Source organism: Moraxella marmotae (assembly GCF_042219885.1).
Classification (GTDB): Bacteria; Pseudomonadota; Gammaproteobacteria; order Pseudomonadales; family Moraxellaceae; genus Moraxella; species Moraxella marmotae.
In genome coordinates, this window is the sequence record NZ_JBHJHR010000002.1 from 546,329 (window position 1) to 562,733 (window position 16,405).

A 16,405-nucleotide genomic window follows, 5' to 3' on the forward strand; every position below is an offset into this window, starting at 1 on the left:
GCCATAAACTGTAGCATTTGATGGTAAGTGTGTTAAGTAATGTTAATCACTCATCAAATGCTGGCAAATCAGTCTTTTTTGCGACCAAAACGCTTACGCTCGTTCTCGGTCAAATAACGCTTGCGGATACGAATGGATTTTGGCGTAACTTCCACCAATTCATCATCTTCGATAAATTCCAAGGCTTGCTCAAGCGTGTATTCCAGTGCTGGCGTTAGGATAATGGCATCGTCCGAGCCTGATGCACGGATATTGGTCAGCTGCTTGGCTTTGGTTGGATTGACCACCATATCGTCCGAACGAGAGTTGATGCCGATAATCATACCTTCGTACACTTCCAGCTGCGGCTTGGCAAATAGGCGGCCACGGTCTTGTAAGCTAAACAACGCATAACCCAAGCAAGTGCCTGTTACCATCGAAACCAGCACGCCATTTTGACGCTTGGCGACTGTGCCTTCTTTGGCAGGACCATAATGCGAAAAGCTGGAAGTCATGATGCCTGTGCCTGATGTCATGGTCAAAAACGCCGAACGAAAACCAATCAAGCCACGAGACGGTACTGTCGCTTCGATGCGGATACGGCCTTTACCGTCCACTTCCATATTGGTCAGCTCGCCTTTGCGGTTGCCCATTTCTTGCATTACTGCACCTTGATGCTGCTCTTCGACATCAAAAGTGACATTTTCGTAAGGCTCGCACATCACGCCATCAATCTCTTTCATGATGACTTGTGGGCGTGACACCCCAAGCTCAAAGCCTTCACGACGCATATTTTCGATCAACACCGACAAATGCAGCTCGCCACGACCTGAAACCTTGAATTTTTCTGGGCTGTCGGTATCTTCGACACGCAATGCCACATTATGAATCAGCTCACGATCCAGACGCTCACGGATATTGCGTGAAGTCACAAATTTGCCTTCTTTACCCGCAAATGGCGAGTCATTGACCTGAAAAGTCATCGAAACTGTTGGCTCGTCCACCGACAACGCTGGCAGAGCTTCAACATTTTGCGGATCACAAATCGTATCTGAAATATTCAGTGCATCGATACCTGTGATACAGACGATATCGCCCGCCTGTGCCGAATCGACATCGACACGCTCAAGCCCATGATAGCCCATGATTTTTAGAATGCGGCCGTTACGCTTGTTGCCGTCTTTGTCAATTACCGTTACTGGCGTGTTGGTTTTTACCGAACCACGCTGAATGCGACCCACGCCGATAACACCCACAAAGCTGTTATAATCCAGACTTGAAATCTGCATCTGGAATGGGCCGTCGACATCGACCTTTGGCGGCTCAACAATATCAACGATTGTCTCAAACAGCGGCGTCATATCACTTGCCAAGCCATCTGGCTCAAGCCCTGCAATGCCGTTGATGCCCGATGCATACACAATCGGAAAATCCAACTGCTCATCGGTGGCATCTAGGCTGTCAAACAGATCAAACACTTGGTCAATTACCCAGTCGGCACGGGCAGCAGGTTTGTCAATTTTATTGATGATGACAATCGGCTTTAGTCCACGAGCGAACGCCTTTTGGGTAACAAAGCGTGTTTGTGGCATTGGACCTTCTTGCGAATCCACCAGTAGCAGCACACAATCCACCATCGACATCACACGCTCAACTTCACCACCAAAGTCGGCGTGGCCCGGAGTGTCCACGATATTGATGCGGTATTCGGTATTGCTACGCTTATCCAGCCATTTGATGGCGGTATTTTTTGCCAAAATGGTGATGCCACGCTCAGATTCCAGTGCGTTAGAATCCATCACACGCTCAATCTCGCCTGAGCGTTCGCCCAATGCACCAGATTGTTGTAGAAGTTTATCAACTAGGGTTGTCTTACCGTGGTCGACATGGGCAATGATTGCGATGTTTCGCAAGTGCTTGATATCGTTTGCCATAAATACTCAATATAAATTTAATCTTGGCGATACGCCTGATTTGCTAAAAAAAAGATTTCTAATCGGATAGAAAAGGCTAAAAAACCGTTTATTATAACATAAGTTAAGTAATTTTTAAACCATAAACTGCTTGGCTGTTAGACTTGCCTTGGGGTTACTCACAGATAAAATATTAAAAACAACACGACAAATAACAAAAAGCCACCCAAAACTGAGTGGCTTTTGTGCTTATTTGATAAATCCAAATAAACCTAAGTCGTCCAAATTATGGTTGTACAACCATGTCTTTGGTTTGGTCAACAGTGGTAGTCTTAGTACCAGTGATGACTGCTTCTACACGACGGTTCATTGCTTTACCTTCAGCAGTGGTGTTTGGAGCGATCGGACGATCAAAGCCATAACCCACAGCATTTAGACGGTTTGGAGCAACGCCAAATTCGTTAGTTAGCATAGACTTCACAGCGTTTGCACGAGCTTCAGACAGACGCTGGTTGTAGCGTGCATTTGAGCGTGCTGAATCACGAGATGCGTGACCTTCGATCACTGCAGTTGCGTTCGGGAAGTCACGCATTTGAGCAGCAACTTTGGCAACTTCTTCACGGTATTGTGGTTTGATCGCTGATTTGTCATAATCAAAGAATACACGCAATTCTTGGCGTAGTTCTTCAACTAGGTTAACTTGTACTGGGCAGCCACGAGCATCAACAACAGTGTTCATTGGTGTGCCTGGGCAAGCGTCTAGGTGATCAGGTACACCGTCGCCATCAGTATCAACGATACGATCTTCGATAACTACTGGTGCAACAGTTTCAACAACTGGTGCTGGCTCTTCTACTGCAACAACAGGTACTGCAGGTGCTAGACGGCCACCCAAAGTTACTTCTAGGCCAGCCAATGCCAAGCCTTCCCACCAGTTGTTGTCAAAGTTATGGATTGCACGAGCTTCGCCACGCAGTGCCAAAGCGTCATTCACTAGGTAACGAGCGCCCAGACCCACATTACCGATAGTGTCTTTAGACTCAGTTACACGCTCACCAGCAGCTACTGATTTGGTTACTGAACCAGTTTGACCAGCTTGAGTCTTATAAGCTTCTTTAGCTTCTACTTTGATTTTTGATTGACCAGCACCGATCAATACATATGGCTTAAATTTGCTTGCAGCATTGTAGCCAGTGAATTGTTCAGTACCGATTAGGAAGTTACCGCTGATGGTTTGTTGTTCAGCGTCAAAACGGTTGGCTGAATCTTTGTGTTTTGACCAATCAGATGCTTGTGCGTCAGTGTTAGACACGCCGTATTCTACTTGGAACTGAGTAGATGGGGTCAATTCGATACCGATTGCCGCACCAGTCCATAGGTCGCTATCCAAAGCAACGCCACCATTTAGCGGATCACGAGTGCTTGCTGGATTAGAGTTTGCAGCTTGGTCGTTCAAACGGTTAGCTGCTGTGTCAGCATTTAGAAGTTTGCCAGTACGCAATACTGCACGCTGATCGTCATGTGCTTCGTCAGTGTAGTGATAGCCTAGTAGCAATGGGCTAACAGTAACACCCGCTTGCGCAGCGACTGGCGCTACAGCTGCTGCGATTACCGCAAGAGCGATTTTGTTAAATTTCATAAATTCCTCCAAGGAGTGGTTGGTTTTTCAAGAGTACCATGCCTATTGTAGCACAGTATTCCAGTACCTGCCAATAATCTGTTACAATTCTCTTGTTTTTGCAATAGAAAACAACCTAGCAGGTCACTCAGTCATGCCCATTAGGCTTTTATTACGACTTATTTGGTTAGCTTAACTGTAAATATCGCAATTTACAACCTTTTTTTGTCAAAAAATACATAATATTACACAAAACAGGCTTATATTTACGATTTTACCACAGTTTTGTGGTGGTTTATTGAGTGGTAAATGCCGCTTTCATCGCTTGCACCGCATTGGCAAGTCCCATAAATACCGCATCGGCGATCAATGCATGGCCGATATTTAGCTCATGAATGCCTTCGATCTGAGCGATGGCAGCCACATTATCTCTGGTTAGGCCATGCCCTGCATTGACCAGCAGCTTGGAATTGGCTTGGGCATATGCCGCTGCTGCCTTGATACGCTCAAGCTCTTTGGCGGTTCGTGCAGCATCACCATCTAAGCTGCTGTGCGCATAAGCCCCTGTATGCAGCTCGATGGCATCAGCACCCAAAGCAATCGCCACATCAATCTGATGAATGTCTGGATCAATAAACAGCGATACCTGCACGCCTGCTTGGTGCAGCTTTTGGATAAATTCGCCCAGATTTGGCAAATTGGCAATGTCCAAGCCGCCTTCGGTGGTTAGCTCTTGGCGTTTTTCTGGCACAAGACACACCCATGCAGGACGCACTTGGCAAGCGATGGCAAGCATTTCATCAGTTACCGCCATCTCAAGATTCATGCGAGTGGTCAGACGCTTTGCCATTTCGTACACATCGGCGTCACGGATATGACGGCGATCTTCACGCAAATGCAAAGTGATGCCTGCCGCCCCCGCCTGCTCACAAATCAACGCCCCTTCGATAGGGCACGGATAGCCCACGCCACGGGCATTACGCAGCGTGGCGATGTGGTCAATATTGACGCCCAATAACGGTGTGTTCATAATCACCCCTTTGTCTTTGTTGTCATAATTTAGGTCAGATAACGCATGCTCTGCTGCCACAAAGTGCGACTGTGCAAAGGTTTGTAATCAAGCAAAAAATCCATCAGCTGCTTGTGGATTTGTCCAAATTCTGCCAAATGGTCAAACACAAGCAAGTTTTGTAATGCCAAATCCATCTGCTGCAGCTGCAAGCCTTGATAGCACGGACTGGCTTTGTTCGCAGCGTGATAATCGGCTGGCAATGCCGTACCATCTGGCACAAAACCCATCTGCGGCACAAAACGATACACGCCATCGGCAACAATCGGCTCGCCAAAACCATCATTGCCAAAATCTATCGCCATGCCAAGCTCGGCAAATAACGCCCTTTCAAAAATCCGCAAATAAACTTTCATGGCATGCAGCTCATCCACAGCAGACAGGGACAATTTATCCAAAGCGTGCAATTTGGCGGTGTTGGTGTGATAAGTTTGCCAAAGTGCTGGGCAAGCATTTTCATTTGCCAAAAGTTTATACAGCACTTCATTCATATATAATAAAGCATACTGCACTCGCCCCTTGGTCAAAAGATAGCCAGAATACTGACTTAGGTTTTGCCCATCGGCATCATCACCGATTTGCTCGCTGAGCATCTGCTCAAATGATGGCGAAAATCCCAAACCGATTTGGCTAAAACTTTTTAGGGCATGATTGCCATTTGCCAACAAATAAACTGGCGTAAACAGCGGCATGCCACGCACACCAACGCCATGCACCACGCCATGCTCATAAGAAAAAAACTGGTAAATCGCTCGTTTTTCTTGATAAGCACGCTGATGCAACAAATAGCCATTGAGCGGAGTGTTTTTCATGTTGATTGCAACTGTGAGCGTTGTGGTATGGGCGTTTTATCCATGGCATTTGGCAATTTGTTTTGATTGTTTTGTTTGTCTTGGTTTATTATGGCTATTACGACATTTATAAACACTTACCAAATAATGTAGCAAATTTGATTCATCGTCTGATGAATTTTAAATAAATGCAATTTTGAATTTAACCAAATACAAACAACCCATCACACTGCCCGAATCAATAACCCAAACTGTTTAATGCACGCTCATCGTCTGACCAGCCACGCTTGACCTTGACCCACAAAGTCAGCATGATTTTGCGGTCAAACAGCACTTCCATATCTTTGCGAGCATCGATGCCCACTTGCTTGATACGAGTGCCTTTGTCGCCGATGACGATGCTTTTTTGACCAGCTCGCTCCACAAAAATCGTGGCATCAATAAAAGTTACCGCCTTACGCCATTTACCTGTTTCGGGGTCTTGGTGTGCTGGCTCGTCCTTAAAAGTGTCAATTTGCACCGTCAAATCATACGGCACTTCATCGCCTGATGAACGCATGATTTTTTCACGGATAATCTCGGACGCCAAAAAGCGTTCGGAACGGTCGGTAATCTGCTCAGGGTCAAAAATCGCAGGACGCTGCGGCAAATAGCTGGCAATCACCGTCTGCAGACGCTCAAGGTTATGGTGGCGTAATGCCGACACAGGAATAATGTCCGCAAAATCAAAACTTTCGCTAAAACTTTCAATCACAGGCAGCAGCTGCGATTTATCCTTGATGGTGTCGGACTTATTAATCACCAAAATCACTGGCAAATTGGTCGCTGACAATTTCTCCAACGTCAATAAATCGTCTTCACGCCACTGCACGCCATCAACCACAAACAGCACCAAATCCACATCAGACAATGCCGACACCGCCGCCTTATTCATACGCTCGTTAATGGCTCGCACTTGTTTGCTGTGAATGCCGGGCGTATCAACAAAAACAATCTGCATCTCATCATTGGTCAAAATCCCATGAATGCGATGGCGAGTGGTCTGTGGCTTTCTGGAAGTGATGGATAGTTTTTGCCCAAGCAAGTGGTTCATCAGCGTGGATTTGCCGACATTTGGGCGACCGACAATTGCCACAAAACCCGCCCTAAAGGACTCATGATTTAAGGTCGGTTGAGCGTCAAAAAACGCCGAAATGGTGTCTTCATTGCTCAAGGTTTTGGTGTCGTCAGTCATGGTATTTCCTATGCTTGTGTTTGGTTTTGTTGGCTGTTTGTTGGTTTATTGGTTTGTTAATTTGGTGTAATTGCCAAATTTATCAAATTAATCGGTTAAATCGTTTTAATCAAATTGCTAAAATGAACAACTTGGCAATTTTACCAATTAAATTTTTAGTGAAAGTTTGTTCAGCTGATTAATCATCAGCTCGGCACATTTTTGTTCGGCGATGCGTCGGCTTGCCCCAGTTTCAACGATGGCATTAGCACCTGTTACGGCAACATCACACCTGACCACAAATACCTGATGCGGTGCATTACCCCGTGTCTCAAGCAGCTCATAAGTCGGCAATGGCAAATGATTGCCCTGTAGCAGCTCTTGAAGGCGTGACTTGGCATCTTTGAGTACTTGCTCTTGGCCGACTTGGGCGATGAGATTTTGATACCAGCCCAGCACCATCTGATCGACAAATTGACAATCGCCCACATCAAGATAAACCGCCGCAATCAACGCTTCCACGGCGTCCGCCAAAATCGAAGCACGATGACGGCCGCCGCCCTTACGCTCGCCCACGCCCAATATCAGATGGCGAGACAGCTCCAGCTCATCAGCAATCTGCACCAGCGTTTCTTGCCGCACCAAAGTGGCACGCATGCGAGTCAATTTACCTTCGTCATGCTCTGGATAATGAGCAAACAACGCCTTGGCGATAATCAAACCAAGCAACGCATCACCCAAAAACTCCAAGCGTTCGTAGCTGTTTTTTGGGTCATAAGAGCGGTGCGTCAAAGCACGCTTGGGCAGCGATATGTCTTTGAATTGATAACCCAATTTTTGGCACAAAACAGGCAGCCCCTGCTCAAAGTCAGTAAAATAGGACATCTGAGCAGGGGATTTGTAGGCAATATTGGGTGTTTTTAGGATTTTTGGGGTTCGTTTGTTCACAGATTGCCTTATTGTCTAGTCGATAGCACCGTTACGCTCAAAGCTTGGCAAATGCAGCCCCGGCTCTTTGTGCATCCAAATATAAGTCGCCCTGCCTGATAGGTTCGCTTCTGGTACAAAGCCCCAAAAACGCCCATCATCACTGCGATCACGGTTATCACCCATCACAAAATATTGCCCTTGTGGGACGGTGATTGACCATTTTTCGCCGCCAGACTCCAGCAGTAGCGGTGAATTTTGTTGTAAAAATGGTGCGGCAGCTGATGCATTGATTTCACCGACATAGCGAGTGGTATAAGTGTGCTTGCCCAAGTTTTCGCTTTGGTAGCGAGCAAAGCGTTCTTCTTCACGCCCCATGGCGGCACGGTCTGCATCACTTAGTGCTTGACCATCGATTACCGCTGGCAGCATTTTTTCAACCAAAGGCTTGGCCATCTGATAAGTGGTTGGTGAAGTTGGCACAGCTTCGCCATTGATACTTAGCACGCCTTTATCAAAACTCACCGTATCACCCGGCAAGCCAATGATGCGTTTGATAAAATAAACATTGTCATTCAAAGGATAGCGAAATACCGCCACATCGCCACGCTCAGGGCTGCCTGTGTCCAAAATTTTGGTGTGAATCAATGGCAGACGCAAGCCGTATGCCGATTTATTGACCGCAATAAAATCACCAGTATATAAAGTCGGCACCATCGATGATGATGGGATATTAAATGGCTCAACGACAAAAGCACGCAGCAGCACAATCACCGCCAGCACTGGCAAAAATTCGTAGGAATAACGCACCAATGCCGTCTGCTTTGGCGGATTGCCCTTGAGTGCCACCAAGCGAGAACGGCTCGCCAAAAAGTCTCGATGAGCGGCCTTGATGTTACTTGGCGTCTCGTCATTTGGCACAAACGCATCGGCAGGGGTTGTGATTTGATGTGCCAATAACGCCTTCTCCAGCACCGCTTTATCCGCCGCCAGCTGTGATTCGGCAGCTCGTGCTTGCTTGACATAATGCTTAATCGTACGGTGCTGCTTTAGGGCAAATTTATCCACCAGCCAAACCACCAAAAACAGCAAAGTTATCGGTATGATAATCAAATTAATATCAAAATTCACCAAAATCTCCTACGGTTATTTATGCCATGTTTGTTGTTCATCGATTGTCAAGATTTGTTGATTAATCACATGGTTTAATGATATAGTCAAATTGTATAAAACGATGCCAATTAAAAATGCCAGCCAAGCTGTGGCAATATTGCACAAACCGCCAAACCACCAATGTGTCATCAATCCATCTTTGCAAGAGCATTATAACAACCGCTTGTATCACCAATGAATGCAATCGGTATAAAATATGTATAAATACTTAACTATCTTTGGCAAGTTTTTCGCTTAGCTATCTACTTTTAGCACTGCCAAGAATGCTTCTTGTGGAATCTCAACGCTGCCGACTTGTTTCATGCGTTTTTTGCCTGCTTTTTGTTTTTCAAGCAGTTTTTTCTTACGGCTGACATCGCCGCCATAACACTTGGCCAAAACATCTTTTCGCATCGCCTTGACCGTTGAGCGTGCGATAATCTGACTGCCAATCGCCGCCTGAATCGCCACATCAAACATCTGACGGGGAATCAGCTCTTTCATCTTTTCGACCAGCTGATTACCACGGCGGCGAGCGTGTTCTTGGTGGCAAATCATCGCCAAGGCATCGACTTTTTCGCCATTAATCAGCACATCGACACGAGCCAATTTGTCCGCTTCATAACGCTCAAAGCCATAATCCAATGACGCAAAGCCACGGCTGGCGGATTTTAGCTTATCAAAGAAATCCATCACCACTTCGCCCATCGGAATATCAAACACCACCTGCACTTGGCGTGCCATAAATTTCATATCAACCTGCACACCACGACGCTCAATCGCCAAGGTGATGACATTGCCCAAATATTCTTGTGGTACAAGGATATGGCAGCGTGCAATCGGCTCACGAAACTCAGCAATCACGCCAGTGTCAGGCAGTCTGGACGGATTATCCACATAGACGATGTCGCCGTTTTTCTTGACAATCTCATAAATCACCGATGGTGCGGTGGTAATCAAATCCAGATCGTATTCACGCTCTAGCCGCTCTTGGATAATCTCCATGTGCAGCATGCCCAAAAATCCACAGCGAAAACCAAAGCCCAACGCTTCTGAAGTGTCTGGCTCAAAAAATAACGCCGCATCGTTGATTTGTAGCTTTTGCAGAGCTTCACGGAATTTTTCAAAATCGCTTGAGTCAATCGGGAACATGCCTGCATAAACTTGCGGTGTAACCTTTTGAAAACCCGGGATATTTTCAACATCAGGCGTCTTGGCGTGCGTGATGGTATCACCCACTGGTGCCCCTTGAATATCCTTGATACCTGCGATGACAAAGCCCACTTCACCTGCGTACAGCACATCGGTTTCTAGCGATTTTGGGGTAAAAACACCGATCGATGTAACAATGTGGCTTTCGCCTGTGGATTTGATAAAAATCTTATCGCCTTTTGCCACTTGCCCTTCGCGCACACGCACCAAAGACACCACGCCCAAATAATTATCAAACCAAGAATCGATAATCAATGCCTGCAGCGGTGCATCTGTATCGCCTGTCGGTGCTGGGATTTTATCCACCAAAGTTTGTAGCAGCTCATCGATACCAACGCCAGTTTTGGCAGACACTCGTGGTGCATCTACCGCTTCGATGCCGATGATGTCTTCGATTTCTTCGATAACTCGCTCAGGCTCCACCTGCGGCAGATCGATTTTATTCAAAACTGGCAAAACTTCCAAGCCCTGCTCGACAGCGGTATAACAGTTGGCAACGGATTGTGCTTCAACGCCTTGGGCGGCATCAACCACCAACAACGCCCCTTCACAAGCCGCCAGCGAGCGAGACACTTCATAGCTAAAATCCACATGCCCCGGAGTGTCAATAAAATTTAGCTGATAAGTTTCGCCATTGGGGTGGTTATAATGTAAAGTTACCGACTGTGCCTTGATGGTAATGCCACGCTCACGCTCAATGTCCATGCTGTCAAGCACCTGTGCCTGCATTTCACGATCGGACAGACCGCCACACACTTGGATAAAACGGTCGGCAAGCGTACTTTTGCCGTGGTCAATGTGTGCAATGATGGAAAAATTGCGAATTTTGGTAATGTCGGTGGGTTTTTTTGCAGTCATAAAAGCAACACTCATCGGCGTAAAATCAATAAAATTATCAAAGCATGACGGCTGGATAAATGGGTTTGGTGGCAGGATTTGATAAACACAGCCCTTGGCGTGCTTATTTGGCAAAATCAATCATCAAAACACCAAAAAGTCCAAGATCAATCAACATTGACTTGGCAGCATAAATAAAATTTTCTAAACTTTTTATAAAATTTAAATTAATATTATCAAACTTTGGCATGCTCTTTGGTATTTTACCCTAAATGCAGCTTTTTCGCCATCACATTTCAAGCAGAAATCATCAAAACACCAAACTTGCGTCTGGTATCGGTCAAATCAGTGGTAAATTTATCGCAAATTGATTTGGGCAAAATTTGCTTGGTAAATTGCCTGTGGCTTAATCGTCTTGCTTGGCGCTTGGCGGTGTGCCAGTTTTTTGGGCGTGAATGTATGGCGATGCCCACGGCGATGTACCATAAAACGAGCCGTTAATCTGCGTTTGTTCGATCAAATATTCACGGAATTTTAGATAAAACGCATGATCAGGTGGCGTTGGATTTGCCCAAAATTGATCCAGCGGCTTTTGGTCAGTCAGCCCTTTGATGTCGTATAACGCACGCCCCATCACTTTGGTTGGTTTTTTGTGATAAATGGATTGCAAACCTGTGGTGCTATTGACCGTAATCATGCCGATGCTATGGCGAATCAAAGTCGGTAAATGCCCATCGCAGCCATAATGCACACGCCCAGCGATACCAAGTTCAGATGCTGCCTTGGCAATTCGCTTTTTATAATCTCGATGCCCACGGTCTAAAGGGTGATGCTTAAACATCAGCTGCGTGCCATCTGGAGCGTGCTTGGCAAATGACAACAGCACTTCATCAATAAAATCAACCACATCGGCATAATCGCTGTGATGGGTGATTTGTGAATCGTTATGCACTTGTAGGCTGACCAGATAATACCGACCGCTTGCCTGTTCGGTGAGCTGTTTTTGTAGCCGCTTATCTGGATAATATCGCATCAGTTTGCGTAAGGGTGCAATCGTCCACGCCAACATCTCTTGACCGATGGACAGGCCACGATAATGCATGTAGTGCGGATAACGCCACTGGCATAAAAAGACAATAAGGTAGTAAAGCATACTGGCAGCACACAGCCGCCAAAAACGGTTTGCTGTGTATTTGGGCTTATCATTGGCAGCAGCAAAATTGGCAATCATTGCAGGATTTAGCTGAGAATAGCCATTAATGCCATGCTCTTCAAGCGTGATATAGTCAGGGCGAAGGTAGCCTTCTTCAAACACAAAAAACGAAGTGCCAAGCCTACCACAAACCGCCTTGGCGATGGTATGGTACGGACGGCAATCATTAAAACACACCACCGCATCAATCTGATGTTGCTTGATGATTTGCTGCAAAAAAGAGTCAAATTCGTCCAACTTGCCACGATAATTGCTCATTTTGTCTTTATGACAATAAAAAAACGCATCGCCAGCATTAAAATTAATCTTATGCACCATGCGGCCACCGTCCATCAAAAAGGTGGCAAAACGACAAAAGAACACGCCCATCTTGCCCTGCAAAAGCAAAATGCGGCGATGTTCAAGCAGTCGTTTCATAGATGCAGACATGGCACACCTGTACTTGGCTCAGTGAAATTATCGGAGTATTTTTAGCACAACTGTCTATTGTAGCACAACTGACTTGGGCTTTTGCTTAGAATTATTTTATCAAATCGTAAATTTGCGTAGCTGCATCAAGCGAGTTTTTGCCTGACGCATCAGTCGAGCGGTAAAAGTCGGCTTGGGGTTTTGTGCTGCGTGATTATAAAGATATTCAATCACCTGCTCACAACTGGCAAGTCCATGGCCATTTGGCAAGCGGTACAAAGGGTACGTAATCAGTGTGCCATAAATCAAAGTCGGCAAATCCATCGGCGTGGTGCGTTGGCGGCGAGACAGTGCCTGAATTTTGGGCGTATTATCTGGTTCAATCACATCATCAGTCAAGCCAAACCCAGCATAAAACGGCAAGCCATAGCACACCACCGCCACGCCACGCAGCAAAGCTTCAAAGCCAGTCAGCGAACTGATGGTATGCACCACATCACAAAGCTCCAAACATTGGGGCATGGCGGTATCGGTAGCGACAATGTCCGCCAATGCCAGCGTTTGTTCATCAATCTTGCCCAGTCTTAAGCCTGCTTCAATATCAGGGTGCGGCTTATAAACAATCACATCATCGGCAAAATCAGCACGCACTTTTTTGAGCAACTCGGCATTGGTGCAAATCTGACTGGTACAGTTTTTGACCGATGCATCATCTTCGACTTGACCGACCACCAAGCGGATTTTTGCCGATGGCTTAAGCGTTTTTTGAGCGTTGATTTGTTGTTTTAGCCTGTGGTTGATTGTGCCGACATTGTATTTACTGACACGATTTGCCAAAAGCAGCCTGTGCAAATTGTTGGCACGCTGGATTTGCTCATCATTAAGCACCAGATTTTGTAAAATCATCTCAAGCCGTGATGGATAATTGGCATCAAAATAAATGCCCACATCGTCCACCACCACCGACAACGGCTCAAGCAGCGTCGCCCCCAAACCATTTGAGCGGACAAAACCATCTTCCATGCACCAAATCCGTGGTCGATGCTGATTTTGATAATCGGCGATTTTTTGAGCAAGTGCCTGCTTGGTGGACAAACCCCATACCAAATACTGCTGCTCATCACTCAAGCCTGCAAGAGCTTTTTTGTCATCACGACAAATACGTTTGGCGTTATAGTTGTCGGTGAATAACAAACGGATTTTGGTTTTTGGCTTAAAAGTCAAATTCACCTTAGGAAATTGCACGAATGCCTTAACAAAATCCACCTTCCAGCGGCTAAAATCATACGCCAATAAATCGCCTGCCAGCATATTTTGATGATGGCGATTGCAGATCAGATAATCCATCACCGTCTCAATATCGCAGCCTTTGCCAGTTGCTGGATCGGCATAGTGGCTATAAGCGATGTAACTGGCAAAAAACAGCTGTGCCACACTCACAGCACCAAAGGCTTGGTATCGCTGGCGTAGCTTTTGATACAGTGGTAAATTTTGGATAAAAGTATCATCGGTCAAGCCAAAACCGCAGTACCAACTCACCCCAAAACAATGTACGGTTTTGCCCAGCATTAACGCTTCAAAGCCCATGTGGCTACTGACAGTAAATACCGCATCGACTTGCTCAAGCAGGGCAATCGGATTGCACGCATCAGACAAAATGCCCACGCCATCTGCCGCCGCCAAATAGCCCTTGCCAGCTGGGTGCGTCTTTATCCACAGGTTGGCATCAGGATATTGTGCTTTTGCCTGGCTTATCATCGCCAAAAAATGCCGCTTATCGGCACTGGCACCTAGGATTGACGCATCGCCCGCCACTTGATCGATGATTAAAATGTGTTTTTTGTGATTATTGGCAAGCTGGGATAACTTGGGTGCGTGCTGAACAGCGTTGTATTTAGACAAGCGATGAGTGATGAGTTTATCCATCAATCGCACGCTGGTGGCTTGCTTGTCATCATTCCAAGACTGGGTAGTCTGCTCAATTAGACATTGCAAGCGGTTGGGCTTGGTCAAATCAAAATAAATGCCCAAATCATCAAGCACAAAACTGGCACCAAATCGGCTGTCCACACCACTGTCTAGCGAGCGTAAAAATCCATCTTCGGCACGCCAAAGTGGTAAATTAAGCTTATCTGCTAAGGCTTGGGCGTGTTTGGCAGAAGGTTTTTGTCCCCAAGCCAGCACTGCTTGTTTGCCAGCTTGGTTGTCGGCATTGTCATTGGCGTTTTTTGAGCCAAAAATCTGTTTTTTGCCAAAAAATGGTCGCACTGGCACGCCCAACGCATTTGCCAGTAGCTGGTTATTTCTAATGATACCTTGTGTTGCCACCAAAAATTCACAAATTTGCGTCTGCATAATCCATCACAACGCTGCAATCACGCCAGCGGCGACAGCGATTTGATAAAAAATTTGTGAAATGCCACGGGTGATTTCTACACGGCGAGTTTTGACTTTTGGCAATACCATGATTTCATCGCCTTGTTGCAGTCGATAAGCGGTATTGACCACTTTGGTTTCGCCATTTTGTTGTAGCACTAAGATATTATTTGGATCGGCATTGTCGTCCATACCACCTGATTTGGCGATATAATCTGCCACCGTCAGTTTGGGGTCAAAGCTCAAAGCCCCTTGAGCTCGCACCTGACCATTGACCGTAACGACCGAAGTCTGCTCAGGAATGTGGATAATGTCGCCTTGTTGTAAAATGATATCCTGCCAAGAATCTGGCACAATCACCACTCGACCAGTCGGCTCAATGCGGCGAGCCTTGGCAATAAATTGCTCAACCAATTTGGCATCTTCGGCGCGCAACTGAGCTTCTTCACGAGTGACTGACTGCGTTGCCAGCGTCATCTCTTGTAAGCGGTCAAGTGCTTGATTAATCGCTTGTTTTTGTTGTTCGGCGACAGATTTGCGGTAAATGGATAAATTTTGCACATTAGCAAGACTGGACGGCTCAAGCTGAGCAATGATGTCTTTGAGCCTTGCACCATACGGTAAAATCACCGCCCCATTGCCGCGATGCGCACCAGTTACTTGTACAGCGATGGTGTCGGCATAGCGATCTGATGTTACCACCAAAGTATCGCCATTATTGACAGGCACACGAGCCGCCTGTGATAAGGCATAGTATTCTGCCGTCTGGGCACGCCCTGCTGCTCTGGTGATGCTGATATTGGTCGCATCCGCCAAAGGATTGGCAACCGACAGCACATCAGCCACAGTCAGATTGCCGACATTGTACTCAAAAATGTACTCATTTTGTACACGCCCAGAGATGCTAAAGGTTTGTTTTTGCGGAGCAACGGTAATAACATCGCCATCACGAAACGCAAAAGGCTGTAAGCGACCAGCGATTAAAAAATCGTACAAATTCACCTGCTGCATCACTTGACCATTACGGCGAATGGTAATATCAATATAACTGCCACGCTCAGGGTCCACGCCACCTGCTCGATCAAGATAGCTTAACACCGAATCTGCCGCCAAGCCACCATAATAACCCGGCTGATTGACAAAGCCTGTAACAAAAACTTTGACTGGCTGAGCTTGTTCAAGCGATGCATACACGCCGACATTAGAGCGATAAATGCGAGCGATGGCATTTTGCACCACCGATTGTAGCTGCCCATTTTGGATACCTGCCACACGCACAGGGCCGACATTTGGCAAAAAGATATTGCCCTGCGGATCGACCGTCATGGTGCTGGCATATTGATACGCACCCCACATTCGCACTTGCACATTGTCACCGGGGTTGATGACATAGCTATCATTAAAAGTTGAGCCGCTCGTGGTCGAAAACGCCCCACGAAATAATTGCGACCCAAAGATTTTTGGCTGATTTTTGTTGGCATCGCTGATTTGCTGATAAGCACTGGAATTATTAATCACCGCACTGCTGCCAAGGCTTGCTGCTGCCACTGCTTCAGCTGGTGTCGCTTCGGCTGGCACTTCACCAACAGCACTCAAGACCGCCAAACGACCCATATTGGTCGAGCCACTGGCAAAACTTGCCACAGATAATGTCGCAACCAATGATGCAAGCAAGGTTTTTTTAAACATAATCACAA

Annotated in this window: 11 protein-coding genes; all 11 read right to left on the minus strand. The window is 46.4% G+C overall.

Translation table 11 applies throughout. The features are described 5' to 3' along the window. Positions 1 to 68: 68 nt before the first annotated feature. On the minus strand, positions 69 to 1,913 hold the full coding sequence (gene typA, locus ACFBZI_RS02770) for a translational GTPase TypA (protein WP_375714928.1): 1,845 nt from the start codon (positions 1,911 to 1,913) through the stop codon (positions 69 to 71). Between the two features lie 265 nt (positions 1,914 to 2,178). After that, positions 2,179 to 3,531 carry an OmpA family protein gene (locus tag ACFBZI_RS02775; RefSeq protein WP_375714929.1) on the minus strand — a complete coding sequence of 451 codons (1,353 nt, stop codon included), beginning with the start codon at positions 3,529 to 3,531 and terminating at the stop codon, positions 2,179 to 2,181. A gap of 274 nt (positions 3,532 to 3,805) precedes the next feature. Next, a complete protein-coding gene (locus ACFBZI_RS02780; RefSeq protein ID WP_375716292.1) occupies positions 3,806 to 4,540 on the minus strand; it encodes a pyridoxine 5'-phosphate synthase in 735 nt (244 codons plus the stop codon). Between the two features lie 29 nt (positions 4,541 to 4,569). Then, positions 4,570 to 5,391: a DNA repair protein RecO gene (gene recO / locus ACFBZI_RS02785; RefSeq protein ID WP_375714930.1), complete on the minus strand. Its 822-nt coding sequence runs from the start codon at positions 5,389 to 5,391 to the stop codon at positions 4,570 to 4,572. Positions 5,392 to 5,608: 217 nt separating this feature from the next. Next, the gene (era, locus tag ACFBZI_RS02790) at positions 5,609 to 6,604 is read right to left on the minus strand and encodes a GTPase Era (protein WP_375714931.1); all 996 of its coding nucleotides are present in this window, start codon (positions 6,602 to 6,604) and stop codon (positions 5,609 to 5,611) included. A gap of 147 nt (positions 6,605 to 6,751) precedes the next feature. Beyond that, on the minus strand, positions 6,752 to 7,468 hold the full coding sequence (rnc, locus tag ACFBZI_RS02795; protein WP_375716293.1) for a ribonuclease III: 717 nt from the start codon (positions 7,466 to 7,468) through the stop codon (positions 6,752 to 6,754). A gap of 78 nt (positions 7,469 to 7,546) precedes the next feature. Beyond that, positions 7,547 to 8,641, minus strand: coding sequence for a signal peptidase I (gene lepB, locus ACFBZI_RS02800; protein WP_375714932.1), 1,095 nt, complete (start codon positions 8,639 to 8,641; stop codon positions 7,547 to 7,549). A gap of 276 nt (positions 8,642 to 8,917) precedes the next feature. Beyond that, the gene (lepA, locus tag ACFBZI_RS02805; RefSeq protein ID WP_375716294.1) at positions 8,918 to 10,732 is read right to left on the minus strand and encodes a translation elongation factor 4; all 1,815 of its coding nucleotides are present in this window, start codon (positions 10,730 to 10,732) and stop codon (positions 8,918 to 8,920) included. A 385-nt stretch (positions 10,733 to 11,117) separates the two neighbouring features. Further along, entirely contained in the window at positions 11,118 to 12,353 is a 1,236-nt protein-coding gene (locus tag ACFBZI_RS02810) for a capsule polysaccharide biogenesis protein (protein ID WP_375714933.1), read from the minus strand. A 99-nt stretch (positions 12,354 to 12,452) separates the two neighbouring features. Beyond that, on the minus strand, positions 12,453 to 14,687 hold the full coding sequence (locus ACFBZI_RS02815; protein ID WP_375714934.1) for a capsule polysaccharide biogenesis protein: 2,235 nt from the start codon (positions 14,685 to 14,687) through the stop codon (positions 12,453 to 12,455). 6 nt (positions 14,688 to 14,693) lie between these two features. Continuing rightward, the gene (locus ACFBZI_RS02820) at positions 14,694 to 16,397 is read right to left on the minus strand and encodes a polysaccharide biosynthesis/export family protein (protein WP_375714935.1); all 1,704 of its coding nucleotides are present in this window, start codon (positions 16,395 to 16,397) and stop codon (positions 14,694 to 14,696) included. Positions 16,398 to 16,405: the final 8 nt, after the last annotated feature.

Bases quoted from the DNA above. Each gene is read 5' to 3' on its own strand.
- ACFBZI_RS02820 (WP_375714935.1), bottom strand. From the start codon at position 16,397: ATGTTTAAAAAAACCTTGCTTGCATCATTGGTTGCGACATTATCTGTG.
- ACFBZI_RS02810 (WP_375714933.1), bottom strand. From the start codon at position 12,353: ATGTCTGCATCTATGAAACGACTGCTTGAACATCGCCGCATTTTGCTT.
- ACFBZI_RS02815 (WP_375714934.1), bottom strand. From the start codon at position 14,687: ATGCAGACGCAAATTTGTGAATTTTTGGTGGCAACACAAGGTATCATT.
- lepA (WP_375716294.1), bottom strand. From the start codon at position 10,732: ATGACTGCAAAAAAACCCACCGACATTACCAAAATTCGCAATTTTTCC.
- era (WP_375714931.1), bottom strand. From the start codon at position 6,604: ATGACTGACGACACCAAAACCTTGAGCAATGAAGACACCATTTCGGCG.
- rnc (WP_375716293.1), bottom strand. From the start codon at position 7,468: ATGTCCTATTTTACTGACTTTGAGCAGGGGCTGCCTGTTTTGTGCCAA.
- recO (WP_375714930.1), bottom strand. From the start codon at position 5,391: ATGAAAAACACTCCGCTCAATGGCTATTTGTTGCATCAGCGTGCTTAT.
- ACFBZI_RS02775 (WP_375714929.1), bottom strand. From the start codon at position 3,531: ATGAAATTTAACAAAATCGCTCTTGCGGTAATCGCAGCAGCTGTAGCG.
- typA (WP_375714928.1), bottom strand. From the start codon at position 1,913: ATGGCAAACGATATCAAGCACTTGCGAAACATCGCAATCATTGCCCAT.
- ACFBZI_RS02780 (WP_375716292.1), bottom strand. From the start codon at position 4,540: ATGAACACACCGTTATTGGGCGTCAATATTGACCACATCGCCACGCTG.